Below are 26,090 nucleotides of genomic sequence, written 5' to 3'. Positions count from 1 at the left end.
GGATCAAGGGGTTTGTGCCCCGGCCACTTCTGCCAGTGTCCAGCGGATGACCACCGGGTCCAGGCACATCTCCACATGGCCCAGGCCGTCAAACACGGCAGGCACGATGCCCTTCAGCAATTGGGCACGCTGCGGGAAAACGATGTTGTCTTGCGGTGTGATGGCAATCCGAATGAGTGCGCGCGCCGCGTCGGATTCGCCAGCAGCCAGCTCTTCGAGCCAGCGGCTGTGCCAGACCATTTGTTTGCCATTGGGCGTGTGGGTGTTGCGCACAATCTGGGTGCCGACGTGTGGCGTGCCCAGCGTGATGACACGGGCCACATGCGCCGTACCGTTCGCGCGCATCCAGGCGCGAATCGCCAGGCCTCCCATGCTGTGGCCTATCAACACAACTTTCTTGTGGCTGCTGTGGGCACACAGCGCATCCACAGCGGCTTGCACGATGGGGGCGTAGCGGTCGATGGACGCAAACACCGGCTCCAGATTCACGGCAAACACCGGATGGCCTTGGGCGCGCAGTGCATCGGCCATGTCGTCCCAGATGCGGTGGTTGCACATGTAGCCGTGCACCAGCACCACCGGAATCTGGGGTGTACCGCCGGTTGCGGGCAGCAGCATGGGCGGTTGCACCGTCCAGGGCTGGCGGAACAGGAAAACCCGAAAGCCCGCCAGGTACTCGCCGAACAGCGCGCGCCACCACATGCGCGTGGGCTCGCCCGCAGCACGGGACAGCAGCATCGAAACCGTGTCTACCAAGACCATGGTCACGAAAGGCAGCAGCATGGCACCGATCACGGTGGCCACTACGCTACCGCACAGCAGCCAGGCCACCAGCGCGCCCAGGGCCGCCTGGCCCAGCAACATGCGTCGAAGAAGTTGTGCCAGCATTGAATTTCCTAGGTTGGGGAACAGGTCAGGGTACGGCGCGCCGGTTCCACCAGGTCTTTTTCAGCCTCGTAGTTTCCGGTCAGCACACGCATCAACAAAAAGCCCTTGGACGATGGGCTCACTACCACGGTGCTGCCCGCAGGCACATCGTGCTGGCTGGCGTTGCCACCTTCGGACACCAGCCACAGGTCTACCGGTTTGTTGGCGGCCTGGCGGTCGTTGATGACAAAGAAGTTGTCGCTGTTGGCAGCGTACAGCGCAATGGACCAATAAGACGTGAGTTTAGGGGCCGCAGTGACGCGCACCGGGCCGCTGGACACATCAAATACACATACCGAATACAACAGGTCCGGGCTGGGCATGACGACAGAACGCGAACTGGCCGTCACGGGCGGTGGAAAAGCCGCCTTGTTCTGCATGTCCATTTGCTGCGCGGCCGCACCGTTGAGCACCATGCGCATGATCAGCCGCGGCGCGGCCCAGACGGCCAGCAGATGCACGAGGATGGCGGTGACCAGCAGCGTGAGGATGCGGTAGAACCAGAGCCGCTGTTGGGTGGAGAGGGTGTTCATGCGCAGTCTCCCGTTTGCTGGATGGTCGGTGGCACCAGCGAGGCCGGTGCGGCCTGCAGCGAGGGCTCGGGGTTGTAGAGGCGCAGTGTCATCACCATGCCCCGGTTGCCCGGCGTGGGCAGCCAGAACGTATCGGGCTGCGCCTGATGGCCGGTGCTGAACGCAAAGCGGCCCTGAGCGTCCAGCTGGGCGGTGCTGCCGTTGAGGCTGTAGTGCTGGTTGGGTGCGTCAAACAGGAACATGTCGTCCGCATACACGGTGACGCTCCACCAGCGCGCCTTGGGCGGTTCGCCCGCCACGCGGTAGCTGCACTGCGAGCGCAGCGGGCGCCCGGCATCGTCGTGTGTGGCGATGAAGTACATGGTTTCATCACGCCCCAGCGCCAGCAGCCCGTTCACGGCGACGCCAGCGCGCGTGTACATGTCGGCATCCGTGCTGCCGGCCAGCGTATTGGTGCGCCAGGCACCGGCTTGCACCGTGCGGTTGGTGAACGGCGCTTTTTTCAGCACCCACCAGGCAGAACCCAGACCCAGGGCAACCGCCCCCAGGTACAGGGCAAAACCGATGGCGATGCGCCGCAAGCGGGAGGTCTGCTGCACGGCCATGGTCAGGTGTTGGCCGCCGGGCGGTTAGCTTTGGCCAGGGGCAGCCAGTGCAGCAGGCCGAACAGCAATGACAACACGATGCTGACCAGCAGCGGGCCGGGATAGGACTTGATGTGTTTGAACACAAACAGCATTTCCAGTGCGTGGACCACGATCAGTGCCACGGCCAGGGTCTGCAGAACCGGGCCTGCGCCTGCGGGGAAGGGCCAGAGCAGACTGGCAAGTGCCAGGATGTAGATGGCTGCGCAACCGGCTTTGAGAATGTTGTTCATGGAGAGTCTCCTCGTATCAATAGGTTGTTGTTGTGTCAGACAGGCGTAGCCGCGATGAACTCAGAAATCTTCTGGGCCAGCTCTGGTCCCTTGTCTTCCTGCAAAAAGTGCCCGGCACCACGGGTCACGGCGTGGGCCTGGTTGGCAGTGCCCGGCACCAGCTTGAGGAAGATTTTGTCACCACCGCGGGTGATCGGATCGCGGCTGCTGAACAGCGTGAGAAACGGTTTGTGCCACTGCTTGAGCACTTCCCACGCTTGTTCATTCGCTGCACGTTCTGGGTCGTTGGGTGATGCGGGCACAAAGGTCGGGAACAGGCGAGCTGCCATCTCATATCGCGACGATGGAAAGGGTGCGTCGTACGCTGCGATCTCGGCGGGTGACAGCTTATTGGCGCAGCCCGAGTTGACGATGCGGCCAATTGGAAACCACGGGCTGAAACGTGCGAATGCGCGCCAGAGCTTGAAGGCGCGCGGAACGGCGGCGGTGCCGGTTGGCAGGCCACCATTGGCCAGCACCACACGCGCAAAACGCTGCGGGTTGTGCGTGACCAGTCGCAAGCCGATCAACGAGCCCCAGTCCTGGCAGAACAGCGTGGCGTTTTGCAGGTCCATACGCTCCATCCACGCGGCCATCCAGGCCACGTGGTTGGCATAGGAGTAATCGGACTTTTGCGAAGGTTTGTCAGAGCGACCAAAGCCAACCAGGTCAGGCGCAATCACGCGGTGGCCGGCGGCCACGAGGCCTGGAATCATCTTGCGGTACAGGTAAGACCAGGTGGGCTCGCCGTGCATCAGCAGCACCGGTGCCGCGTCGCGCGGGCCTTCGTCGATGTACCCAATGCGAAGGTCGTCCAGCTCCAGGTAGTGCGGGGTGTAGGGAAAGTCGGGCAGGGCGGCAAAACATGCGTCAGGGGTACGCAGCACGCGGGCCTTGTTTATGGTGGGCAGCATGGTCAGTAGAGGCGTTGGGTGTTGATGGCCGTGGAGCCTGCAGGCAGGCTGAAAAACATGCCGTCTTCACCCACGGTGATGGGCTTGTCGTAGTACTTGGCTGCGTCGCCCAGGAAAGCCGGGTAGGCGTAGCGCAGCGGCAGGGGTGGCACGATGTGGTTCAACACCAGTTGCCTAGCCCCGGCCTTGGTGGCCTGTTGGGCAGCTTCTTCGGGCGTGGTGTGGTAGTTCAGGATGTCGTGCATCACCTGCGCCATGTTGTTCATCTGGTGGTCGGCAAACTGGGTTTCCAGAATTTTCACGAGGTTCGGCTGCAACGCTTCATGCACCAGTATGTCCGTATCTTTGGCTGCAGCGACCAGACTGGCCGCGACCTTGGTATCACCGCTGATGACGACAGAGCGGCCCTTGTAGTCAAAGCGGTAACCCACAGCGGGCTCAATCGGCAAATGGTCCACGCGAAACGCCGTGATCTTCAGGCCCTTGTCGTCCAGTACCACCACGCTGTCACCCTGCCCCACAGCAGGCAGGGCAAAGGGCATGCCTTTGCCGCCACTGCCGCCAGGAGGCATGATTTTTTCGGTGTGGTGCGCTACACGGTAGCCAAAGTCCAGCGCATAGGCCGCGCGGAAGCCGCTGACCACGCGGTCCACACCTGTGGGGCCGTATACCGGAGTGGGTGTCTGGGCCGTGCCCACGCCCCAGCGCTGCAGCAGGAACGGGCCCATGCCGTCGATGTGGTCGGAGTGGAAGTGCGTCAGCAGGATGGCTTCGATCTTCGCGGCCGGTATGCCCATGTAGCCCAGGGTGCGCGCGCTGCCTTCTCCGGTGTCCACAATGAACAGGCGGTCACCCGCGATGATGGCGGAGCAGGGCCCCGCGCGTGTGGGGTCTGGAAACGGAGAGCCTGTGCCACACAGTGCCAGGTGCAAGCCATCGGGCAGGTCGGGAATGATGTTGCGGCCCACGTTTTTGCGGGCTACCTGTTCGAGTACACGGACGGAGATGGGTTTCTGGAAGACCCAGGCTGCGGCTCCCAGCAAGACTGCGGCCCCCAATAGGCTCCAGACAACTTTACGTGTACGACTCATGCGAATACTCCTGTGGCTCTGTTCATGGCACTAGTCTATGAAATCAGTTCACGTTATGTTTCACATTCGGACAGTCGGGTACCAGCCCCATGGTGAGGGGCTGAAAGCCACGCCCACCATGAGTTTTTGGGAATCAGTCTAGGGTCTACACCTAGCGTTGCTGAGCGTCAGGCGTATCCCTTGTTCAGGTTTCTTAATACACCGGCTGGTATTTGCGGATAGCCGCTTTGACCTCGGCTGTCAGCGCAAAGCCCGGGCCGTAGGCCTTGGCCAGCTCTGCCGCACGCGCTTCGAACGCGTCCACACCGATGCCGTAGATGAACTGCATGGCACCACCGGTCCAGGCGGGGAAGCCGATGCCGAAGATCGAGCCGATGTTGGCGTCGTGCACGCTGGTCAACACGTTCTCGGACAGGCAGCGTGCGGTCTCCACGGCCTGGCGGTACAGCAAACGGTCTTTCAGATCGGTGATGTTCCAGTTCGCATCGGCCTTCTCGAACAAGCCTTTGAGTTCGGGCCACAGGAACTTCTTCACGGCTTTGTCTGTGGGGTACTCGTAGAAGCCCGCACCACCGGCGCGGCCGGGGCGGCTGTGCTGTTTGACCATCTTCTCGACGACGAGCTCGCCCGGTGTCGCGGTGTAGGTCTTGCCCTCGGCTTCGAAGTCTTTCTTGGTCTGGTCCATTACGTGCAGCGACAGGGTGAGGGCGGTTTCGTCCAGCACGGCCAGCGGGCCGACGGGCATGCCGCACTGGATGCCGGCGTTCTCAATCGCGGCGGCGGGGATGCCTTCGCCCAGCATCGCGGCGCCTTCCATCACAAAGGTGCCAAACACGCGGCTGGTGAAGAAGCCGCGCGAGTCGTTGACAACGATGGGGAACTTGCCCAGCGCCTGCACGTAGTCGTAGGCGCGCGCCACGGTCTCGTCATCGGTCTCCTTGCCCTTGATGATTTCCACCAGTTGCATCTTGTCGACCGGGCTGAAGAAGTGGATGCCGATGAATTTCTTCGCATCGCGGCTAGCTTTGGCCAGGCCGGTGATCGGCAGCGTGGAGGTGTTGGAGGCGAAGAAGCCGCCGGGTGCCAACAGTGGTTCGGTTTCCTGCGTGACCTTGGCTTTCAACTCGCGGTTCTCGAACACGGCTTCGATGATCAGGTCGCAACCCTTCAGGTCGTCGTTTGACGCTGTGGCCTGGATGCGGCCCAGGATTTCAGCTTGTGCCTCGGGCTTCATGCGGCCCTTGTCGACGCGACCCTGGGTGATCTTGGCGGCGTAGCCCTTGCCGGTATCGGCTTTCTCCTGGCTCACATCCTTCAGTACTGTCGCAATGCCCTTGCTGGCTTGCGAATAGGCAATGCCTGCGCCCATCATGCCGGCGCCCAGCAGGCCCACCTTGGTGGGTTTGAACTTCGGCACCCCGGCAGGGCGGCTGGTGCCGCTCTTGATGGCGTTGAGGTTGAAGAAGAAGGTATTGATCATCGCCTTCGCATTGGTGCCGGTCATCAGCTTGGCGAGGTAACGGCTCTCGATGCGCAGCGCGGTTTCGATATCCACTTGCAAACCTTCGACCATGCAGGCCATGATGGCCTCTGGCGCAGGGTACAGGCCACGCGTTTGTTTCTTGATCATGGCTGGTGCCACGGGCAGCATCTGCGCCACGGCGGGGTTCGATGGCAAGCCGCCGGGCACCTTGTAGCCTTTGACTTCCCACGGGTGTTGCGCGGTGGGGTTGGCGGCAATCCAGGCGAGTGCCTTGGTTTTCATTTCTGCCGCGGCGTTATCGCCGGGCGCGACCAGGTCGTGCACCAGGCCCAGGCCTTTGGCGTCTGCGGGCGAAAACAGTTTGCCTTCGACCAGGTAAGGCTGCGCGCCCATCAGACCCAGGTGGCGTGTCATCTTGGTCACGCCGGAGGCACCGGGCAGCAGACCCAGAGAGACTTCAGGCAGGCCGAACTGGATCTTGCGATCATCGATGGCAATGCGGTGGTGGCCCATCAGCGCCACTTCCCAGCCGCCGCCCAGCGCCGTGCCGTTGAGCAAGCTGACCACGGGCTTGCCCAGGGTCTCGATGGTGCGCATGTTCTTCTTCAGGTGCTCGATTTCCGTGAACGCGGTGGTCGCGTCCGACGGCTTGAGGCGCATCGCAGCCTTCAGGTCGGCGCCTGCAAAGAAGGTGGACTTGGCGGAGGCCAGCAGGATGCCCTTGATGGCGTCCTTGTCCTTGAGCACCTGTGCGGTAACCGCGCTCATGTCTTCCTGCCACTGCAGGCACATGGTATTCACGGGCGAGTTGGGTTCGTCAAAGGTGATGGTGGCGATGCCGTCAGCCAGGGAGTATTGGATGGTTTTCATGGTTTTTGCTATGAATATGTGAGCTGCTTGCGCAATATCTACGGGGGCTAGAGGCCTAAAAGTCTTGTAGTCCCGTTCGGGCTGAGCCTGTCGAAGGGGCTTCGACAGGCTCAGCCCGAACGGTGGATGTCATATGCGTTCGACGATGGTGGCAATGCCCATGCCGCCGCCCACGCACAGTGTGGCCAGGCCGTAGCGCAGCTTGCGGCGGTGCAACTCGTCAATCAGCGTGCCCAGAATCATTGCGCCGGTCGCGCCCAGCGGGTGGCCCATCGCAATTGCGCCACCGTTGACGTTGACCTTGTCATGCGGCACTTTCATTTCTTTCATGAAGCGCATCACCACGGCGGCAAACGCCTCATTCACTTCAAACAGGTCGATCTGGTCAATCGTCATGCCGGCCTTGGCCAGCGCCTTGCGGGTTGCGGGCATGGGGCCGGTCAGCATGATGGTGGGATCGGCACCGCTCAAGGCCGTAGCGACGATACGCGCACGGGGTGTCAGCTTGTGCGCCTTGGCCGCAGCATCGCTGCCAATCAGCACGGCCGCCGCGCCGTCCACGATGCCGGACGAGTTGCCGGCGTGGTGCACGTGGTGGATGCGCTCCACCTGTGGATAGCGCGTGAGTGCCACCTGGTCAAAACCCATGCCGCCCATTTGTTCGAAAGCAGCCTTCAGGCCCGCCAGACCTTCCAGCGTGGTGCCGGGCTTGATGAATTCGTCTTTGCCCAGAATGGTCTGGCCCAGGAAATCCTTGACCGGGATGACGGACTGGTCGAAGTAGCCTGCGGCCTGTGCTTTTGTGGCGCGGCGTTGTGACTCCAGCGCATAGGCATCCACATCGGCGCGGGTAAAGCCTTCCAGCGTGGCAATCAAATCCGCGCCAATGCCTTGCGGCACAAACGCGGTTTGCGAATTGGTTTCCGGGTCCATGGCCCAGGCGCCGCCGTCGGAGCCAATGCCCACACGGCTCATGCTTTCCACACCACCGGCAACGACCAGGTCTTCCCAGCCCGAGCGCACTTTCTGCGCTGCCATGTTCACAGCTTCCAGGCCCGAGGCACAGAAACGGTTGATTTGTACGCCCGATGCCCGGAAGTCCCAGCCGGCTTTCAGTGCCGCCACCTTGGGGATCACCGAGCCCTGGTCGCCCACGGGGGACACCACGCCCATCACCACGTCGTCCACCATCGCCGTGTCGAACTGGTGGCGCTGCTGCAGATCGGTCAGCAGGCCGGCGAGCAGGGTGACGGGCTTGACTTCGTACAGGCTGCCGTCTTTTTTGCCTTTGCCGCGGGGGGTGCGGATGGCGTCGAACACATAGGCTTCGGTCATGGGTGTCTCCGTAGGGGATGGTTATTTGAGGGATGCTTTTTTGCGCTGGATGCAGTATATTCTTTTTACCAAGCAATTGCTTTGTGAAAATACTAAATTCCCAGACCCAAGGTAACGCCATGATTGAAAGAACCCTTTTCTCCTCCGACCACGAATCCTTCCGCGACAGCTTCCGCAAGTTCGTCGATAAGGAGATTGCCCCCTTCCATGCGGAGTGGGAAGAGCAGGGCTATGTGGACCGCGCGGTGTGGAACAAGGCCGGTGAAAACGGCTTCCTGTGCATGACCATGCCCGAGGAATACGGCGGCTCCGAGGCCGACAAGCTGTATTCGGTGATCCAGTTTGAAGAGATCGCGCGCGCTGGCTTCACCGGCATTGGCTTCAGCCTGCACAGCGAAATCGTGGCGCCGTACATCCTGCACTACGGCACGCCCGAGCAGAAGGCCAAGTACCTGCCCAAATTGGCCAGCGGCGAGATGATTGGCGCGATTGCCATGAGTGAACCCGCTGCCGGCTCCGACCTGCAGGGCATCAAATCCACCGCGATCCAGCAGGCCGACGGCAGCTACCTGCTCAACGGCAGCAAGACATTTATTACCAACGGCTGGCACGCCGACTTGGTGGTGGTGGTGGCCAAGACCAACCCGGCAGCGGGCGGCAAGGGCACGAGCCTGATCCTCGTCGAGCGCGGCATGCCCGGCTTTAGCGTGGGCAAGCGGCTGAAGAAGGTTGGTATGAAGGCGCAGGACACCTCGGAGTTGTTCTTCGACAACGTCAAGATTCCGGCTGAAAACCTGCTGGGTGGCGCAGCCTACGAGAACAAGGGCTTCATCTGCCTGATGGAACAGCTGCCCTGGGAGCGCCTGCAGATCGCCATCAGCGCTGTGGCCGCCGCACAGGCCGCTATTGACTGGACGGTGGACTATGTGAAAGAGCGCAAGGTCTTTGGCCAGCCCGTCGCCGCGTTCCAGAACACACGTTACACACTGGCCGAGCTGCAGACCGAAGTGCAGGTGGCGCGTGTGTTTGTCGACAAGTGCTGCGAGCTGATTTGTGTGGACAAGCTCGACACCGCCACTGCCAGCATGGCCAAGTACTGGACCACCGACCTGCAATGCAAGGTGATGGACGAATGTGTGCAGCTGTTTGGCGGCTACGGCTACATGTGGGAGTACCCCATCGCCCGCGCCTATGCCGACGCCCGTGTGCAACGCATCTACGGCGGAACCAACGAGATCATGAAAGAGGTGATTACCCGGTCCATGGGCTTAAGCGGAAAATAGAGACACCCACGGTCACCGGGCTTCGATACAACAACAGCAGAGGAGCGACACATGGCAGAGCGTTTTGACACCATCATCCGCGGGGGCCGTGTGTTTGACGGCTCTGGCGGCCCCTCCCGGCTGGCCGACGTGGGTATCCGCGGCGGCAAGATTGCCGCCATCAGCGACACACCGCTGGATGCGGCGGGCGCAGGCGAGGTGATAGACGCGCAGGGCCAGTGGGTCACGCCCGGGTTTATCGACATCCACACCCATTACGACGCCGAGATGATCCTCGACCCGGCGCTGGCCGAGTCGGTGCGCCATGGGGTGACCACCTGTTTTGTCGGTAGCTGCTCCATCAGCATGATCTACAGCGACCCGGAGGACGCGTCCGACATCTTCACCCGGGTCGAGTCCATTCCGCGTGAATACGTGTTGCCGGTGCTGGAGAAAACCAAGACCTGGAAGGATAGCAAGGGGTATGTGGACTTTCTCAAGAGCCAGCCCTTTGGCCCCAATATCGTGAGCTACATGGGCCACTCGGACCTGCGTGTGGCGGTCATGGGCCTGGGCCGTTCGGTGGACCCGAAGGACAAACCGACCGAGGCCGAGTTGCAGCAGATGGAAAGACATCTGCACGAGGGTCTGGACCTGGGGCTCATCGGCATGTCCAGCATGACCAACCCCTGGGACAAGGTGGATGGAGAGCGTTACCGATCCTCTGCCTTGCCCTCGGTCTACGCGCGCTGGAGTGAGTACCGCCGCCTGCACGCTTTGCTGCGCAAGCGCGGTGCCATCTTGCAGTCGGCACCCAACCTGACCAATCCGCTCAATGCGCTGTTTTTCATGGTCACGTCGGCCAGCCTGGCCCTGCGCCGTACGCTGCGCACCACGCTGATCACGCTCTTGGACGTGAAGACCAAACCCCGGCTGGACATCGTGATGTCGGCCGTGACGCGCGTGTTCAACAAGGTGATGGGTGCCTCGTTCAAGTGGCAGATATTGCCGCAGCCGTTCCTGGTCTACGCCGATGGCATTGACTTTGTGATCTTTGAAGAGTTTCCGGCCGGTGAGGTGGCGTTGCACCTCAAGAAGGACTTTGACCGCAACAAGCTGTTTTCCAATCCTGCCTACCGCGAAGCCTTCAAGAAAGACTACCAGCGCAAGTGGGGCGGGCGTGTGTGGCACCGCGACTTTGGCGACGCCCATGTGATCAGCGCACCCGACGCCAGCCTGGTCGGCAAGACCATCCGCCAGATCGCACAGGAGCGCAACGACCACGAGGTGAATGTCTTCCTGGACTTGTTGATTGACCACGGCAAGGCGCTGCGCTGGTCCACGCTGATCGGCAACCACAACCCGGCGCGTGTGGCGGTCAATGTCAATGCCGACTGCGGCCTGGTGGGCTTTTCGGATGCGGGCGCCCATTTGCGCAATATGGCCTTTTACAACTTCGGGTTATGCATGCTGCAGTTGGCCGTCAAGGACGAACCGGTCATGTCGCCCGAGAAAGCCGTGTGGCGCCTGACGGGGGAGATTGCCGACTGGTACGGCATCAACGCGGGCAGGCTGGAGGTGGGCGCGCGGGCCGATGTAGTGGTTTTGGACCCGCAAATGCTTAAAAACTCCCGTCTGATGCAGTATGCCGAGGAACCTATGGCCGTGATGGGCGGGCTGGTCCGGGTGGTCAACCGCAGCGATGGTGTGGTCAAGGCCACCCTGATCAATGGCCATGTGGCCTTTCGTAACGATGTAGTCAGTCCGGAACTGGGCCGGGTGCCAAAGTTCGGAAGCTATTTACCTAGGGAGGTACTGGCGCAATAATTGCTCTGTCCCGGATCGGGTCGTATCACCAAGGAGAACACAGACGTGGCTACGAAAACTCAATTCCGGTGGTACGACGTCAGTTTGGGGCTACGACTCTCGCTGTACGTGTTTGTGGTTGTCGGTTTGGTATTCACGGCTTGCGTGGCCTTTATTGGGTATACGCTGATGCAAACCGTGGAGCGTCGCGACAGCGACGAGCTGCTGGTCAAAACCAAGCTGATTGCGAACCTGATTGACGCCTCTGACCGGGACCTACGCAACCGCGCCAGTGGTTTGGCCAGTGCCTTTCAGGCGCGGCTAAAAGGCGAATTTGTTCTCTCGCCCGAGATGACCGAGGTCAATGGCAAGCCAGCGCCCACGCTCAAGCTGGATGACAAAGTCCTGAATATGGACTTTTCAGTGGCCGACCAGTTCACCGAGGCCACCGGTGCGGTGGCCACCGTGTTTGCCAAAACCGGTGACGACTTTATCCGCGTCACCACATCGCTCAAGAACGAGAAGGGTGAAAGGGCCATTGGCACCCTGCTGGACCGTGCGCACCCGGGGTACAAGGCCACGCTGGATGGCAAGACCTACATCGGAGCGGCCACGCTGTTTGGGCGTCCCTATATCACCCAATACGACCCTATCCGCAATGCGCAGGGCCAGGTGGTGGGCCTGTCATTTGTCGGGCTGAATTACAGCGACTACCTGAAGCAGCTGAAAGACACCATCCGCAATCTCAAGATTGGCGAGACCGGTTATTTCTACGTGCTGGACGCGCGTGCCGGCAAGAGTTTGGGCAATGTGCTGGTGCACCCCGTGGCCGAGACTGAAGGTAAGAGCCTGTTGGAGGTTACAGACTCGGATGGGCGCGCATTCATCAAGGAAATCCTCGAAGCGAAGAATGGCACTACGCGTTATCCCTGGCTGAACAAGGAGCGCGGAGAAACCCAACCGCGTGAGAAGCTCGTGGCGTTTGCCTACTTCCCCGGCTGGGAGTGGGTCATTGTGGGCGGCGGTTACATCGACGAGATCACGGCCGAGGTGAGGACCCAGCGCAACTGGCTGGGAGTAATGGGCGTGTTGCTTGTGCTGCTGATTGCAGGCGCCTTGTTTTTTACCATCCGCGGCATTGTGGTGAAACCTCTTGAAAAAGTGATGGTCGCTTCAGAGGCCTTGGCGCGGGGTGATTTGACGGTCAAACTGGAGTCGCTTTACCGCGACGAAATTGGCCGTTTGATGAGTGCGTTGAACCAGGTCAGCTCCGGTCTGGCGAGTGTGGTGCATACGGTGCGCGAAGGTTCCGAGTCGGTTTCCACCGCGAGTGCCGAAATTGCCCATGGCAATCAGGATTTGAGTGCGCGAACGGAGAGCCAGGCCAGTGCGCTGCAGCAAACCGTTGCCAGCATGGATGCGCTGAGCGGCACCGTGAAGCAGAACGCCGATAACGCCAGCCAAGCCAACCAGCTCGCACAAAAAGCCTCCAATGTGGCCATGCAGGGTGGCGATGTTGTGGCCCAGGTGGTGGATACCATGAAGGGCATCAACGACAGCTCGCGCAAGATTGCCGACATCATCAGTGTGATCGACGGTATTGCATTCCAGACGAATATCCTGGCGCTCAATGCCGCGGTGGAAGCGGCCCGTGCGGGCGAACAAGGGCGTGGTTTTGCGGTGGTTGCCTCCGAGGTGCGGTCTCTGGCCGGCCGCTCTGCCGAAGCTGCGAAGGAAATCAAAACTTTGATCAACGACAGCGTACAGCGGGTGGAGCAGGGGTCGCAGCAAGTGGATCAGGCCGGCGCCACCATGCAGGAAGTGGTCAGCAGCATCCGCCGTGTGACCGACATCATGGGCGAGATCAGTGCAGCCAGTGGGGAGCAGAGTTCCGGCGTGGCGCAGGTCGGTACTGCCATCTCGCAGATGGACCAGGTTACCCAGCAAAATGCGGCGCTGGTGGAGGAGATGGCGGCGGCCGCCTCCAGCCTCAGTTCTCAGGCGCAGGATCTGGTGCAGGCGGTCAGCGTGTTCAAGCTGGATCAGGCTTAACTGGATGTGCCAGCAATTTGAAGTAGGCGCCAGCAGGTGACTGTGCTAGATTCATCCCATTCGCATGGGACACCATGCCAGTTCATTCACAGGGGAGTATTGGGCCTCTGGATTGCCCAACCATGGAATACTTATGAGCACTACAAGTTTTGCCAAACCCAACAGCCAGGCACCCGCCGCAGCCGACCGCCGGTTTGAGCTGCTTTTGTTCCGTTTGGGCAAGAAAGACGGCAGCGACCAACAGGAGCTGTTTGGTATCAACGTGTTCAAGGTGCGCGAAATTGTGGTCGCACCGCACATTACCTCCATCGTCAACGCACCCAAACACAACCTGGGTGTAGCCAACGTGCGCGGACAGCTCATTCCCGTAGTGGATTTGCCCAGCGTGGTGGGCTGTGTGCCACAGACCGGCTCCAAGATCGTGCTGGTGACCGAATTTGCGCGCACCACCCAGGCGTTTTTGGTGGACGCGGTGGAAGAAATCATCCAGATGGAGTGGAAACACCTGCAGGACGCCGAGTCCAGCGGCGGTGGCCTGGTTTCGGGTATTGCCCGCATCGACGGTGATGTGCCCAACTCGCGCCTGGCCCAGGTGCTGGACGTGGAGCAGATCCTGCGCACCGTCAGCCCGCAGCCCCAGTCCGAAAAAGAAGACCACAGCGGTCTGCCCGACATTCACCTGCCCGAAGGTTCGACCATCCTGTTTGTGGACGACTCCGCCGTGGCGCGCCTGCTGATCGAAGAGGGCCTCAAGTCCATGAAGCTCAAGCACACCGTGGCGAAGAACGGCAAGGAAGCCTGGGAGAAACTGGTCGCGTTGCAGGCCGAAGCCGTGGCCCAGGGCAAGGCCGCCAAGGACAAGGTGGCCCTGGTGCTGACCGATCTGGAAATGCCAGAGATGGACGGCTTCACGCTCACCGACAACATCAAGAAAGACCCGCGTTTTGCGGGCATCCCGGTCATCATTTACTCATCCCTCACCGGGACCGCCAGCGAAGGCCACGCCAACAGCGTGGGCGCCGACGCCTATGTGGCCAAGTTCGAACCCAAGGAGCTGCGCGAGTCCATCCGCAGCACGCTGGCCAAGCGGCGCTGAGGCAGCAGGCCTATGGGCGTGCTGGCTTCCATCTTCGGCACGGCGTTGTATGTGCAGCTCTCCCCAGCGCGGCTGACCATACGCAACGCCAAGACGGGCGAGGTGGTTTCCGAGCCCCCCGAGTTGGCCCTCACCCGGGGTGCCAAGCCCACCATCATGGGTGTCGGCAATCTGGCCCGCATGTGTGGCAGGACTGAGCCGGTGGACATCATCAATCCGTTCGCGCACCCACGCACCTTGATCGGTGACTTCACGGTAGGCGAGCAGGTGCTCAAGGCCTTTGTCACACGCATGAAAGGCAGCTCGCTTTTCGCTCCTGCGCCCTTCATCGTCATGCATCCCCTGGGTGACCATGAAGGCGGGCTGACGCAAGTCGAGATTCGCGCCCTGCACGAGTTGGCGCTGGGCGCCGGAGCCCGCGAAGTTTCGGTCTGGCAAGGCCGCGCACTCACGGACGAAGAGGTGCTGTCGCGCCAGTTCCCGTCCGACGGCAAGGTACTCTCCTAGGAACGCTTGCCTGAGGCAGTGCCCTGCGCCTGCCACCGCCCAATCGTTCTGTTTCCAACGGACGCAGCGCCAATTCCAGGCTTGGTACGTAAGCGCACAGACGCACCACGCGCCGTTGCGTAAAACCCGGGTATGCGTGTTTCAAACGCAAGGCCCGAAGTTTTACGTTCCATAGGAGGGTGCCATGCGCCTACGTCCAATCAAGCTGCTGCAAGTGGGGGGGATGGCTGCGCTGCTGTCTATTGCGTGCCCCGTGTTTGCGGCCGATGCTGCTGCCGGAATGGTCAAAAACCTCACGGGGACCGTCAGCATCGTGCGGGCGGGGGTGTCCACACCCGCCCAGGTGGGCTCGGAGGTGATGGCGCAGGACAAGATCGTGACCGGTGCCAACAGCAGTGTGGGCATTGCGCTGAAGGACGACACCCTGTTGTCGGCCGGCTCGGGCAGCGTGCTGGCGTTGGACCGGTTTGCCTTCAACACCACCACGTACGAGGGCAGCATGTCGCTGCGTATCCTCAAAGGCACGCTGCGTGCCATTACCGGCTTGATCTCGCACCATTCTCCGGGCGCGATGAAGTTCAGCACGCCCACCGCGACGCTGGGTATCCGCGGTACGGATTTCATTGTGGACGTACCGTGAAATGACCCGCACTCCCTGGCTGCTTGCGCTGGCTCTGACGCTTGCGAACGTGGGCTGTGCCCACCAGACTGAGCGTGTGGTGCTGTTGCCGCAAGAAGGGCGACGCAGCGCACTGGATGTGACTGGCCCCGATGGGCGCACCGTCACGCTGAGCCAACCGTATGCCGAGGCGGTGGTGACCTCGCGTGAGACCGGGCTGGCCCAGGTCAGCGCCGACACGGTGGCCCAGCGTTACAGCGAAGTGATGGCAGCCATCCCCATGGCGGTCAAACGGTTCAGCCTGTTTTTTGTGACCGGTGGCACCGAACTGACCCGGGAGTCGGAAAGCCAGATTCCCGCCATCCTGGCCGAGGTGGCCCAGGCACCTGCGGCCGAAGTGCTGGTGATTGGCCACACAGACAGGGTCGGCAAGCTGGAGGCCAATGACATGTTGTCGCTCAAGCGCGCGCAGTTGATTCGCACGCGGCTCATCGCAGTGGGTGTTCCGGCCAGTGACACGGTGGCCATCGGACGAGGCGACCGTGAGCCGCTGGTGGTCACCGCCGACCAAGTGGCCTCACCGCGCAACCGGCGTGTCGATATCAAGGTGCGTTAAGCCTGCGCTGCCAAAAGCAGGCAAAGGTGTTTCAAATTTTTCTCAGTGAGCCACGATGTTGCAATTTTTCAAGCGTGCGGTGCCCGCGGTACCCGAGGCAGACAAGCCGATACCGGCGTTGCGGCCCTCCCGGGCACCTGACAAATCGACCGAGGTTCAGGATTCGCAGCCTGATTCCGAGGTGCTGGAAGGCAATGAAGACACCGACTGGCGGCGTTGGGACGATGCGGTGGCGATGCAAAGCGGGCGCGGACGGGCCTGGCCCACCGATGACACGACCTGAAATGGGTGCCAAATAAGGCCCAAGTCCTGGCTCGCTCAAAAGTGAAGTGCAACACACCGATTGAAACTTCAATAAGGTGTGTCCATGAAACTGAACCAAGAGTACAAACAGCTCGATTACAAAGAGCGCCAGACCATTGCTGTATGCCTTGAGCTCGGATTGAGTATCCGGGCGGTAGCCCGAGTACTGGGTCGTGCCCCCTCCACGGTGAGTCGTGAGATCAACCGAAACAGCGGTGCTGGTGCCTATAGTTGCCGATTCGCACAACAGCGCTTTGTGCGCAGGCGTCGCCACAGCAGACCGCCCCCGAAGCTGGTGGCGGGCAATGCCCTCTTCGCCTCTGTGCACGCCTTATTGCAACTGCGTTGGTCACCCCAGCAAATTGCCTCTCGCCTAGCTACACTGCATCCGCATGAGGCGCACCAACGCGTCTCTCACGAAACCATCTACAACGTCATCTACGCCCAACCCCGGGGTGAGCTGCGCCGCGAGCTCATTGCCTGTTTGCGTCTGGCCCGCACCAAGCGCTGGCCCCGTTCACGTGGCGAAGACCGCCGCGGTCAGATCGCTGATCTCTTGAGCATCCATGTACGTCCCCCGCAGGTTGAGGATCGACTGTTCCCTGGTCACTGGGAAGGTGACTTGATCAAAGGAGCAGGCAACCTCAGTGCTGTGGGCACCCTGGTAGAGCGCAGCACCCGGCTCCTGATGTTGGTAAAGCTGCCGCATCCCAACCCAGCCACTGCAGCCCACGTGCTGCAAGCGTTTACGGACAAGCTCAACGGTATTGCCAAGCCTATGCGCCAAACACTGACTTATGACCGGGGGCGTGAGATGGCTCACCATGCGCAATTGACAGCCAACACCGGGGTTGCCGTGTATTTCTGTGATCCGCACAGTCCTTGGCAGCGTGGCACCAATGAGAACACCAACGGTTTGGTACGACAGTTCCTGCCAAAGGGGACAGACCTGTCGGGTTACAGCCAGGAGCAACTCGACGGGATTGCTGACTTGATGAATGGACGGCCTCGCAAGACGCTGGGCTGGTTGACTCCGCTGGAGGTGTACGGCCAGTGGCTGGCCAAGCTTGAGCACTCTCCTGACTCCATCCAATAAACTCAGCTTGTGTTGCACTTGGATTTGACTCCGCCCCCCATGGAATATGCGCGAGCAGCTTCTTTTTTGATAGCAAACTGCGCCAGTTTCCACTTTGCGGTTCACATGCGCGCCAGCGACGGCGCGTTACATCAGGGCAGCAGATCTGCCACACCATCCCACACCTCGGGCGCCAGCCGCCCTTCGTAGCGAGAAACCACCTTGCCTTGGGCATCCACCAGCAACACCAGGGGTAGCCGGGCCAGCGTGCTGGGAAGTTCGCTGGGGCGCACGCTGATAAGCCCCGGCGAAGGGGCTTGCATTTGCGCCACTATTTTCTCGTACGCCTGCCAATCTGCGGCGTTGCGGTCCAGATTGACCGTGACCAGGACAAAAGGCTTGTTGCGCCAGCCGTCGGCATTGGCACGCAGTTCCGGCAAGCTGTTCATACACACCGTGCAGGCGGTTGACCAGTAGAAGACCACGGTTACCTTTCCCTGGATACGTGTGCTGGAGAGTGTTTCCCCGCTGAGGGTTTTGCCCTGAATGGCCGCCATATCAAAGCGGGCGGCGGAGGGCACATCGGCTTTGGTTTGTGCCCATGTGGCTCCCGGGCTGCAAAGCAACGTGGCCGCCAGGAACTGGGCGATAGTAAGAAATTTCTTGGGCATGGTGGGTGGGCTGACAAGCGCTGGGCAGATCTTTTGGTCGATGGAGTGGCCCTTTTCTTACATGTTCAGCGATGGGGGCTCTGTCGCGTTTATGCGGCCCACATTGAAGCGCGCGCCGTGGTGAGCGACCAACCGTGAACACTCCGGGTAAGAAGTGCCCCTGCTGCAATCAGTGGCCTGGTGGGCGGATGCTTACTGGCGGGTAGCCTGGAAGTGATCGTCAGCAGAGTTGGTAGCGCTATTAGAGTGGCGCATCATCCATCTGTCCAATATGAAATTGGTATTCAGCCATCTGGTTTACAGATGGATTGGGTAAGATGGTGCATTCCTTTGAATGACGCCCCATGGAACTTCGCCAGCTCAAATACTTTGTTGCCATTGCCGACTGCAGTTCTTTTTCCAAGGCGGCAGAGCGGGTGTTTGTGGCCCAGTCGGCCCTGAGTCATCAGATTGCGCAACTGGAGAACGAGCTGGGTGCCCAGCTGTTTCACCGCTCGCGCAGAGGCGTGGAGCTCACCGAGGCCGGTGTGCGGTTTTTTCCGCACGCGGTGTCCATCCTGCGGCAGGCGGACGAGGCGATTGCCAGTGCGCGCAGTGGCAGCGACGAGCCCAGCGGCAAGGTGGTGTTTGGCCTGCCACACAGTGTGTCCAACGCGCTGGCCTTGCCCTTGTTGCGCGAGGTGCGCCAGCGGTTTCCCAAGGTGCAACTGGAACTGACGGAGGAACTGACCGGCAACCTCACCAAACAATTGCGCACCGGCCAGATCAACCTGGCCGTCTTGTTTGACGACGGCCATCTGTCAGAGTTTGCGTCGGTGCCGTTTCTGCGCGAGCAGATGGTCCTGATTGAGCCCGCGCAGGGCGCCCCAAAACGCGCTGCCACTATCACGCTCAAGCAGGTGCTGGCCATGCCGCTGATCCTGCCAGCCAACCCGCATGGCGTGCGCCCCATCATTGAAGACGCAGCTTTGCAAGCCGGGCTGGCCCCGCCCCAGGTGTATGCCGACATCAGCTCCATCAGCATCCTGCGCACCACCTTGCTCGCGGGCTTGGGGCGTACTTTGTTGCCGCTGATGCCGTTCAAGCAGGAGATTGACCAGGGCCTTTTGGTAGCCACCCGGGTCGGGCGTCCGCCGCTGGAGCGGGTGCTGGCGCTGTGCACGTCGGGCCATATCCCGGGCTCGGCCGCATCACAGGCGGTGGCGCGCCTGATGCTGGATCTGGTGGGCGAGTTGTGTGCGTCGGGCGACTGGCTGGGCGCTGCGCCGATTGCGGAAAAGGTGTAGGACTTTTTGAGAGCCGCCGCTTGCGTCGGGCGGACCTGGCATCCACGCCCAGACTCAGCGGGAAACGCCAAACTCGATGGCCAACTGGCGGTACTCCAGCATCTGTTTGTTGATCAAGGTCTCCAGTTCCGCGCCGGTTACCCATGCGGGTTGAAATCCGGTGCGGGCCAGTTCGCCCGGCAGGGAGGGATGCGCCATCGCACGGGTGAGCGCGTCCACCCACATGGTTCGGTCTTTGGCGTTGACTCCGGGGCCGACGTATAAGCCACGAACAATGGGCCATCGGATATCAAAACCCTGCTCTCTGGCTGTGGGCGTCTGCGCCCAACGGCCCGGCAAACGCTCCGCCGCCAGCACAGCCAGAACCCGGACTTTGGCACCCTGGTCCATTTGTCGTGCGACTTCGGCAGTGTCTCCGGCCAGCGCTTGTACATGGTCTCCACGCAACGCCGTCAATGCTTCTCCACCGCCTTCAAATGCCACAAAGCGCATGACTTTATGGCTCACGCCAGCGGCCCGGGCCAATAGCGCAGCTTTCATCCAGTCCTGGCTGCCAATCGACCCGCCAGCGCCAAAGACAATGCGATTGGGCGATTCCTTCAGTGCATTGACCAGTTGGGTCAATGTCTTGTAGGGGGCGTCCTGCCTGACAGCAATCACACCGTAGTCCAGGCCCAGGCTGGCAATCCAATGCACGTCGCGCGACGTGTAGGGACCAAACCGGCCTTGTGCCAGATTGAGCAGCGAACCCGAGGAAAAGGCGACGACAGTCCGCGCATCGGTGGGCCGTTGCGTCACGGCGTTTTTGAAAGCCAAGGCGCCTATTCCGCCAGGTTGGTACTGGATGGACAGCGGGACTTGGGTGAGGCCGGCCTCCTGCAAAGCAGACTGGGCCAATTGGCAGGTCAGATCAAAACCACCACCGGGCTTGGCGGGAGCGATGCAGCGCGCGCCGTCCAGCCCACCCGCGTGCGCCACAGCGACCGCCAAACTCAGCAGAATGAACAGACGTTTCATACGCGGGGCCACCATAGGGCCACACAGCAGCCCGTGGCATTCTGGGCGGGCTCCACGCGCAGGCGCCCTGCGTGGCGTTCAATCACGGCATGCGCAATCGCGAGCCCCAGCCCGGAGCCACGGCTGCCCCTGCTTTTCACAAATCGCTGTCCCAAGCGGTTCAATACCACCGGGTCCATGCCCGGGCCGTTGTCGATGACCTGAAGGCTAAAGCCAAGCCTGTCGGCAGCCACGTGTAGCGTGACCACGCCTTGGGGAAGCCCGTGCTGGATGGCGTTGTGTGCGATGTTGATCAGCGCGTGTTGCAGCATTCCCCGGTCGCCATGCGCCTCCAGAGGTTCGGATTGCTCGTTGACGCCCAAATCGACACCGCGCGCGCGGGCCAGGGGCAACAGCTCCAGCGCGACCTCCCGTGCCAAATCCCCGAGATCAAACCGTTCCCATTGTGGATCGGCAGCATCGGTGCGCGCCAAGGTCAGGAGCTGGTTGGTGGCGCGAATCGTGTTGCCCATTTCCTCGGACAAAGCTTCGAGCGCGGCCTGGCGCTGTTCAGGGTCTGGTTCGCGCAGAACGTAGTCAAGCTGGGCACGCAAAACAGTCAGGGGCGTGCGCAGTTGGTGTGATGCGTCGTCGATGAACCCTCGGCGTTCGATCACCAGGCGGTTGGTTCTTTCCAGTTGCTGGTTGATGGCGTCCACCAGGGGCCGTATGTCCTCGGGCAAGCCTTCCGCTTGAAGCGGTCGCAAATCATCTGGCCCGCGCGCCTTTGTCTGGACCGCCAGGCGCGTAATCGGCCGCAGCGCCACCGTCAGCGCAATCACCACGGACGCCCCTATCAAGGCCAGCAGCAGTAGATCCCGCAGCGCTGCACGGTTCACAAAAACTGCCGTGAACTGCTCGCGCGATGCAGTGCTCTCCGCGACTTGAATGACCAGTTGCGCATCGTTGCTGCCAGTCAAGGACTGCTCCAGTGGCCGCATGAAGGCACCCACGCGGACGGACTCTCCAAAGTAGGTGGCGTCGTAGAAAGTGGGAACGCCGGTGCGCAATGGGGACGGCGGCTTTGGCAGGTCCGGGCTGCCTATTTCCACCAGACTGTCTGCGGTGGCCACCCGGAAATAGACGTTGCCTGTTGCCGTGAGCTGGAAGAATTCAAAAAGACGGTAGGGCAGCTCGACCGATAGCCCGCCCGAGGCGGTGGAAACATTCAAATCGAGCGCCTTGATGGCCCCGAGCAAAGAACGGTCATAGGCGGCATTGGCCGAAGCAATCGCGTCGGCGCGGGTTAGCCACAGACTGACGACCGTTACCAAGGCCATCGTAGGCAACAACAGGGCCAGCAACCTGACCCTGATGCTAGCCCGGCGAATCCAGTTCGAGAACATATCCCAAGCCTCGGTAAGTCTGAATACGAACACCACTGTGTTCAAGCCGCTTGCGCAGCCGGTGCACCAGGACGTCCATCACGCTGGGCTGCACGTCCTCCTCGTCGCTGAACACACGGTCCATGACCTGCTGGCGGGACAAGGGCTCGCCACTGCGCTGGATCAGTGCCTTGAGCAATGCGTGCTCGCGTGGCGACAGCGGGAGATTTTCCGAACCCAGCGTGAAATGGCGAGATACCGTATCAAACTGCAGCGGGCCACACGCGAATCGCGGATGCTCGTTGCCCCGGGCACGGCGCACCAAGGCGGTCAGACGGGCCTCCAACTCAGCCAGCGCAAACGGTTTGGCCAGAAAGTCATCGGCCCCTTCATTCAAGGTGCTGACCCGTTCAGTGAGTGAGTCGCGCGCTGTCAGGACCAGAACCGGAAGCCTTTTGTCCTGTGCGCGCAGCCGCCGCAGAATGTCGTTGCCGCTGCGCCCCGGCAATCCGAGATCGAGCACCACTGCGTCGTAATCGTGATCCACCAGCGCGCGCTCCACGAGATGCCCGTCATCGCGCCAATCCACCCGATAGCCGCTCTGCTCAAGTGCCTTGGTCAGCCATTCGCCCAGGGCGTGTTCATCTTCAGCCAGCAGGATTCGCATGCCGCAGATTATCCCGCCGAAGGAACAGTGGGTTTGAAAGGCAATTGTTAGGTTGCCCGCGGCACCATAGGCTTCTGGTCCGAAATAACAAGGAGACACACCATGATTCCATCGCACTTCAACCGCCGCAGCCTGCTCGCCGCTGGTGCAGCCACCGCTTCCAGCCTGTGGCTGCCACAGGCCCGCGCGCAGGCGGCTTGGCCTACCAAACCTATCCGCCTTGTGGTGCCGTTCGCACCTGGTGGCAGTTCCGAGATCGTGGCCCGGGCCGTGGCTGGAGAAATGGCCAAGACCATCGGGCAGAACGTCTTTGTGGAAAACAAGCCCGGTGCAGCAGGCAATATCGCCATGCAGGAAGTCGCAAACAGCACCGATGACCACACGCTGATACTCGGCCACATCGGGACCTTGGCAGTCAACCCCTACATTTTCGCGAAGCTACCTTATGACGTGAACCGGGATTTTGTACCGATCACACTGGTCTCCAAAGTACCGAGCCTGTACGTCGTGCACCCCGATCTGCCCGTGAAAAATCTCAAGGAGTTTGTCGCCTACGCCAAAAGCAAACCCGGCCAACTGAACTACGGTTCTGCCGGCAATGGAAGTGCAGGGCATCTGGCTTTTGAGTACCTGAAAATGGTCAGCGACACTTTCGTCCTGCACGTTCCTTATCGCGGAACCGGCCCCATGCTGACCGACCTGATGGCAGGTCGACTGCAGGCTGCATCCGTGGGCGCGCCAGCGCTGCTGCCTTTTATCAAGGCCGGAAAACTCCGTTGTATTGCAACCGGCACGGCACAGCGTCTGCCGGACATGCCCGATGTCCCCACGGTCGCTGAACAGGGCTACAAGGGATTTGAGATGACGCAGTGGTACGGGTTGATGGTCCCCAGCAAATGGCCCAAGGCCAATGCGGCCAAGTTCGAAGCAGAAGCGATCAAGGCTGCGCGCGGCAGTGTCGTCAAGGAAAAGTTGGGCCACGAGATGGCGCTGGCGGTTGGCAATACGGGTACCGAGTTCGGTGCCTTCATCAAGAGCGAGCAGGCACGCTGGAAGCCGGTCATAGCCCGCGCCGAGATCAAGCCCGACGGCGCTTGATCACTGCCTGCCACCATGCAGGCCCGAATTCGACCGGGGCCCGCTGGTGGCCCGGCGCGTCGGCAGCGGGTAGGCCTGTCGCACGGGTCTAGTTGCCGGGCATCCCGGTCTCCAGCGCAAACCCTTCGTCCACCCAGCCGGTGATGCCACCGGCCATGATCTTCACCGGCCGCCCCAGCCGGGCCAGGCGCAGCGCGCCACGTGCCGCGCCGTTGCAGTGCGGCCCGGCGCAGTAGGTCACAAACAGCGTGTCGGCCGGCCACTGGGCCATCTTGCTGGCGACGATCTTGCCGTGCGGCAAGTGGATGGCGCCGGGCACATGGCCACGCGCAAACTGCTCGGCGGGCCGCACGTCCAGCAACACAAAGTCGGCACCGCTGGCCAGCGCGTCGTGGGTGTCCCAGCAGTCGGCCTCAAAAGTGAACTCGGCGGCAAAGTGTTCCTCGGCAATGGCCGAAGGGGCGGCGGGGATGGCGGTCACGCTGGTAGGCATCCAATTTCTCCATGGGGTTACAGAAGCCTTGATGGTGCTGGGGTGGCACTTTTTCTACAATTGGCGTAAAAGACATTTATGACAAAAATCACGCCAACTGTCGCTTCTGCTCATGCCACCACCGGGCCACTGGTCGTCGCCCCGGTGTACGACGGGCTGTGCACGTTTGAGTTTTCCATCGTGGCCGAGGTGTTCGGCCTCTCCAGGCCCGAGATGGGGCCAGGCTGGTACCGCTTTGCCAGCGCCGCGATAGAGCCCGGCCCGCTGCGCGCGCACGGCGGGCTGCGCGTGACGGCGGATGGCGGGGCGGACCTGTTGGAGCAGGCGGATTTGATCGTCATGGCGGGGTGGAAGGGCGTGCACGTGCCGGTGCCGGACGAACTGGTGCAGCGCCTGCGCAAGGCCTGGGCGCGTGGTGCGCGCCTGGCGTCCATCTGCTCCGGCGCCTTTGTGCTGGCCGCCACCGGCCTGCTGGACGGCCGCCGCGCGGCCACCCACTGGCGTTATGCCAAGGCCCTGCAAGCGGCGCACCCCAGCATCGACGTGGATGCGAGCGTGTTGTATGCAGAGGGTGACCGCGTTTTTACCTCGGCCGGCAGTGCAGCCGGGATTGATTTGATGCTGCACATCGTGCGCGGCGACTTTGGTGTGGAGGCTGCCAACAGCGTGGCGCGCCGCCTGGTCATGCCGCCGCACCGCAGCGGTGGGCAGGCGCAGTTCATCGAGCGGCCGGTCCCTGCCGATGGCGACCAGCGCCTGGTGCAGTTGCTGGACCAGGTGCGCGCCGACCTGCAGGCGCCGTGGACGGTGGACCAGATGGCTAGCCATGTGGCCATGAGCCCACGCACCTTTCTGCGCCGCTTTGTAGAGCTCACGGGCCAGTCACCGGGCCAGTGGGTGACCGCCGAACGCATGGAACACGCCAAGCGCTTGCTGGAGGGCAGCGCGCTGTCGGTGGAGCGCATCGCCACCGAAGTGGGCCTGGGCAGCTTGCAGGCGCTGCGCCACCACTTCCAGCAGCAACTGGGCCTGTCGCCGCGCGACTACCGCGCCACCTTTGGGCGGCCGCAGTCTGCTGGAGTTTAGGTGCTAAATTAGACTCTAGCCCGCATGGGGAGTGCGCAAGCAGCTATTGAATGAATAGCATGTGAGGTGTTTAGGGCGTTGTTGAATACGTCCGTTCGCGTTGAGCCTGTCGAAACGCAACACTCGTAAAGCTAGGCGTCTTTCTCGGGTGCCCCGTAGGACAAGCTGAAGTTGGGCGCAGAAGTTCCATCTTCTCGGAGAGCGTCGATGATTTCTGCAAAGAACTTTTTGTTGTCTGGCCGCGCTGACTTGTAGTTGATTTGAATTCTCTCCAAGATTTCCGGAAAGTCGGAGTTCTCCTGCACAAGCTGCGGATGCGCGAGCCCAAACCACAACATGAACATAAATGTTTCGGGCGTCCAACGTTTCTTGAGTGTGGCGTACATGTTCACCGCGTCCAGAAGGGAGAAGTCGTTAAAGGTCGACTTGAAGTCGTGGATTTGATCTTTGTCTCGGTCTGCATGTTTGAAGAAATTGCGTGAGCTGAACACGATGGCTAACCACTCTGCTTTGCGCTCAGGACGAATTCTGCTGGAATCGCGCAGGATGCTGGTGACATTCTCCTTCTTGCCAATGTCGTGAAGAACTTGAGCTGCGGCCTCCGATAAGGTGTGAATTGAGACTTCATCTTCCTCTGCAAAAAACATACGAATCGACTGAAGTAGTTGCCGCTCCGCGACATCGAACTTAGTGAGTCGAAGCGTGGCCGTACCGGGGGCTGTTTCCATAATGCTTAACTTGATATTGATCGCAAAAGTGTGGAATGAAATGACCAGATGTTTCGTCAAGCGCGCCGTCTTTGCAGCATCTAAGTAATTGTTTCTACTTGTCTTTTCGACAGTATATGGCCGTGTGCCCGGCGTCTCATAAGCGAGATTAAGATGCCAATTCGCCTCTAGCCCTTATAGAGTATGCGCAAGCAGCTACTAATTCAATAGCAAAACGAATGGCCTGAAGAGGCCGGGGTGATGCAGCCGAAGCGGCTGTGTCTGCCGCTCCGCGA

Annotated in this window: 26 protein-coding genes; 12 read left to right on the top strand and 14 right to left on the bottom strand. The window is 61.2% G+C overall.

The genetic code is table 11. From position 1 onward, the window contains the following. Positions 1 to 3: 3 nt before the first annotated feature. The 8 genes from RS694_RS11135 to RS694_RS11100 all read right to left on the bottom strand — a co-directional run bounded on the left by RS694_RS11135 (position 4) and on the right by RS694_RS11100 (position 8,069). Entirely contained in the window at positions 4 to 888 is an 885-nt protein-coding gene (locus tag RS694_RS11135) for an esterase/lipase family protein (RefSeq protein WP_037247002.1), read from the bottom strand. An 8-nt stretch (positions 889 to 896) separates the two neighbouring features. Continuing rightward, entirely contained in the window at positions 897 to 1,460 is a 564-nt protein-coding gene (locus tag RS694_RS11130) for a DUF1254 domain-containing protein (RefSeq protein WP_029707010.1), read from the bottom strand. Further along, on the bottom strand, positions 1,457 to 2,065 hold the full coding sequence (locus RS694_RS11125; RefSeq protein WP_051391800.1) for a DUF1214 domain-containing protein: 609 nt from the start codon (positions 2,063 to 2,065) through the stop codon (positions 1,457 to 1,459). Before RS694_RS11125 ends, RS694_RS11130 begins: the two co-directional genes overlap by 4 nt. Positions 2,066 to 2,067: 2 nt before the next feature. Next, positions 2,068 to 2,337, bottom strand: a complete 270-nt coding sequence (locus RS694_RS11120; RefSeq protein ID WP_029707012.1) for a DUF1145 domain-containing protein — start codon at positions 2,335 to 2,337, stop codon at positions 2,068 to 2,070. 35 nt (positions 2,338 to 2,372) lie between these two features. Continuing rightward, entirely contained in the window at positions 2,373 to 3,290 is a 918-nt protein-coding gene (locus RS694_RS11115; protein WP_029707013.1) for a haloalkane dehalogenase, read from the bottom strand. A 2-nt stretch (positions 3,291 to 3,292) separates the two neighbouring features. Next, positions 3,293 to 4,381, bottom strand: a complete 1,089-nt coding sequence (locus RS694_RS11110; RefSeq protein WP_029707014.1) for an MBL fold metallo-hydrolase — start codon at positions 4,379 to 4,381, stop codon at positions 3,293 to 3,295. 193 nt (positions 4,382 to 4,574) lie between these two features. Next, positions 4,575 to 6,734, bottom strand: a complete 2,160-nt coding sequence (locus RS694_RS11105; RefSeq protein WP_029707015.1) for a 3-hydroxyacyl-CoA dehydrogenase NAD-binding domain-containing protein — start codon at positions 6,732 to 6,734, stop codon at positions 4,575 to 4,577. A 129-nt stretch (positions 6,735 to 6,863) separates the two neighbouring features. Further along, the gene (locus tag RS694_RS11100) at positions 6,864 to 8,069 is read right to left on the bottom strand and encodes an acetyl-CoA C-acetyltransferase (protein WP_029707016.1); all 1,206 of its coding nucleotides are present in this window, start codon (positions 8,067 to 8,069) and stop codon (positions 6,864 to 6,866) included. 119 nt (positions 8,070 to 8,188) lie between these two features. On the opposite strand from RS694_RS11100, the gene RS694_RS11095 reads away from it, so the two are divergent. The 9 genes from RS694_RS11095 (at position 8,189) to RS694_RS11055 (ending at position 17,426) form a co-directional block, all read left to right on the top strand. Continuing rightward, complete coding sequence (locus RS694_RS11095) at positions 8,189 to 9,352, top strand: acyl-CoA dehydrogenase family protein (RefSeq protein WP_029707017.1); 1,164 nt, start codon at positions 8,189 to 8,191, stop codon at positions 9,350 to 9,352. A gap of 51 nt (positions 9,353 to 9,403) precedes the next feature. Further along, a complete protein-coding gene (locus RS694_RS11090) occupies positions 9,404 to 11,158 on the top strand; it encodes an N-acyl-D-amino-acid deacylase family protein (RefSeq protein ID WP_029707018.1) in 1,755 nt (584 codons plus the stop codon). Positions 11,159 to 11,203: 45 nt separating this feature from the next. After that, positions 11,204 to 13,189, top strand: a complete 1,986-nt coding sequence (locus RS694_RS21020; RefSeq protein ID WP_029707019.1) for a methyl-accepting chemotaxis protein — start codon at positions 11,204 to 11,206, stop codon at positions 13,187 to 13,189. Positions 13,190 to 13,322: 133 nt separating this feature from the next. After that, positions 13,323 to 14,285 (top strand): chemotaxis protein, encoded by a 963-nt coding sequence (locus RS694_RS11080; RefSeq protein ID WP_029707020.1) that lies wholly within the window; start codon positions 13,323 to 13,325, stop codon positions 14,283 to 14,285. A 12-nt stretch (positions 14,286 to 14,297) separates the two neighbouring features. Beyond that, positions 14,298 to 14,792, top strand: coding sequence for a rod shape-determining protein (locus RS694_RS11075; protein WP_029707021.1), 495 nt, complete (start codon positions 14,298 to 14,300; stop codon positions 14,790 to 14,792). Positions 14,793 to 14,976: 184 nt separating this feature from the next. Further along, positions 14,977 to 15,432 carry a FecR family protein gene (locus RS694_RS11070; protein ID WP_029707022.1) on the top strand — a complete coding sequence of 152 codons (456 nt, stop codon included), beginning with the start codon at positions 14,977 to 14,979 and terminating at the stop codon, positions 15,430 to 15,432. 1 nt (position 15,433) lies between these two features. Then, positions 15,434 to 16,027, top strand: coding sequence for an OmpA family protein (locus tag RS694_RS11065; protein WP_029707023.1), 594 nt, complete (start codon positions 15,434 to 15,436; stop codon positions 16,025 to 16,027). A 55-nt stretch (positions 16,028 to 16,082) separates the two neighbouring features. Then, the gene (locus RS694_RS11060; protein WP_029707024.1) at positions 16,083 to 16,310 is read left to right on the top strand and encodes a hypothetical protein; all 228 of its coding nucleotides are present in this window, start codon (positions 16,083 to 16,085) and stop codon (positions 16,308 to 16,310) included. A gap of 84 nt (positions 16,311 to 16,394) precedes the next feature. Continuing rightward, positions 16,395 to 17,426 (top strand): IS30 family transposase, encoded by a 1,032-nt coding sequence (locus tag RS694_RS11055; protein ID WP_029705989.1) that lies wholly within the window; start codon positions 16,395 to 16,397, stop codon positions 17,424 to 17,426. 131 nt (positions 17,427 to 17,557) lie between these two features. Here RS694_RS11055 and RS694_RS11050 read toward each other — a convergent pair whose 3' ends face one another. Further along, positions 17,558 to 18,076 (bottom strand): TlpA family protein disulfide reductase, encoded by a 519-nt coding sequence (locus tag RS694_RS11050; protein WP_051392149.1) that lies wholly within the window; start codon positions 18,074 to 18,076, stop codon positions 17,558 to 17,560. Positions 18,077 to 18,420: 344 nt separating this feature from the next. Here RS694_RS11050 and RS694_RS11045 point away from each other — a divergent pair, with 344 nt between their 5' ends. After that, positions 18,421 to 19,362 carry a LysR family transcriptional regulator gene (locus RS694_RS11045; RefSeq protein WP_029709598.1) on the top strand — a complete coding sequence of 314 codons (942 nt, stop codon included), beginning with the start codon at positions 18,421 to 18,423 and terminating at the stop codon, positions 19,360 to 19,362. A 54-nt stretch (positions 19,363 to 19,416) separates the two neighbouring features. Here the strand turns inward: RS694_RS11045 and RS694_RS11040 are convergent, their stop codons facing one another. From RS694_RS11040 to RS694_RS11030, 3 genes are read right to left on the bottom strand one after another with little or no spacing between them, the layout of a single operon-like run. After that, positions 19,417 to 20,379, bottom strand: coding sequence for a tripartite tricarboxylate transporter substrate binding protein (locus RS694_RS11040; RefSeq protein ID WP_029709597.1), 963 nt, complete (start codon positions 20,377 to 20,379; stop codon positions 19,417 to 19,419). Further along, entirely contained in the window at positions 20,376 to 21,764 is a 1,389-nt protein-coding gene (locus tag RS694_RS11035) for a sensor histidine kinase (protein ID WP_029709596.1), read from the bottom strand. The genes RS694_RS11040 and RS694_RS11035 overlap by 4 nt, the downstream gene beginning before the upstream one ends. Then, positions 21,736 to 22,410 carry a response regulator gene (locus RS694_RS11030; RefSeq protein WP_029709595.1) on the bottom strand — a complete coding sequence of 225 codons (675 nt, stop codon included), beginning with the start codon at positions 22,408 to 22,410 and terminating at the stop codon, positions 21,736 to 21,738. The genes RS694_RS11035 and RS694_RS11030 overlap by 29 nt, the downstream gene beginning before the upstream one ends. 102 nt (positions 22,411 to 22,512) lie before the next feature. Between RS694_RS11030 and RS694_RS11025 the strand changes: the two genes are divergently transcribed. After that, positions 22,513 to 23,508, top strand: a complete 996-nt coding sequence (locus RS694_RS11025) for a Bug family tripartite tricarboxylate transporter substrate binding protein (protein WP_076069586.1) — start codon at positions 22,513 to 22,515, stop codon at positions 23,506 to 23,508. Positions 23,509 to 23,596: 88 nt separating this feature from the next. Here the strand turns inward: RS694_RS11025 and RS694_RS11020 are convergent, their stop codons facing one another. Beyond that, positions 23,597 to 24,001 carry a rhodanese-like domain-containing protein gene (locus RS694_RS11020; protein WP_029709593.1) on the bottom strand — a complete coding sequence of 135 codons (405 nt, stop codon included), beginning with the start codon at positions 23,999 to 24,001 and terminating at the stop codon, positions 23,597 to 23,599. A gap of 78 nt (positions 24,002 to 24,079) precedes the next feature. On the opposite strand from RS694_RS11020, the gene ftrA reads away from it, so the two are divergent. Further along, positions 24,080 to 25,087, top strand: coding sequence for a transcriptional regulator FtrA (gene ftrA / locus RS694_RS11015; RefSeq protein WP_051392146.1), 1,008 nt, complete (start codon positions 24,080 to 24,082; stop codon positions 25,085 to 25,087). 131 nt (positions 25,088 to 25,218) lie between these two features. Here the strand turns inward: ftrA and RS694_RS11010 are convergent, their stop codons facing one another. Further along, on the bottom strand, positions 25,219 to 25,875 hold the full coding sequence (locus tag RS694_RS11010; protein WP_029709591.1) for a hypothetical protein: 657 nt from the start codon (positions 25,873 to 25,875) through the stop codon (positions 25,219 to 25,221). Between the last annotated feature and the right edge of the window lie 215 nt (positions 25,876 to 26,090).

Source organism: Rhodoferax saidenbachensis (assembly GCF_001955715.1).
GTDB classification, from domain to species: Bacteria; Pseudomonadota; Gammaproteobacteria; order Burkholderiales; family Burkholderiaceae_C; genus Allorhodoferax; species Allorhodoferax saidenbachensis.
The sequence above is the reverse complement of the archived record's forward strand: the minus strand, read 5'-3'. Positions and strand labels throughout refer to the sequence as shown.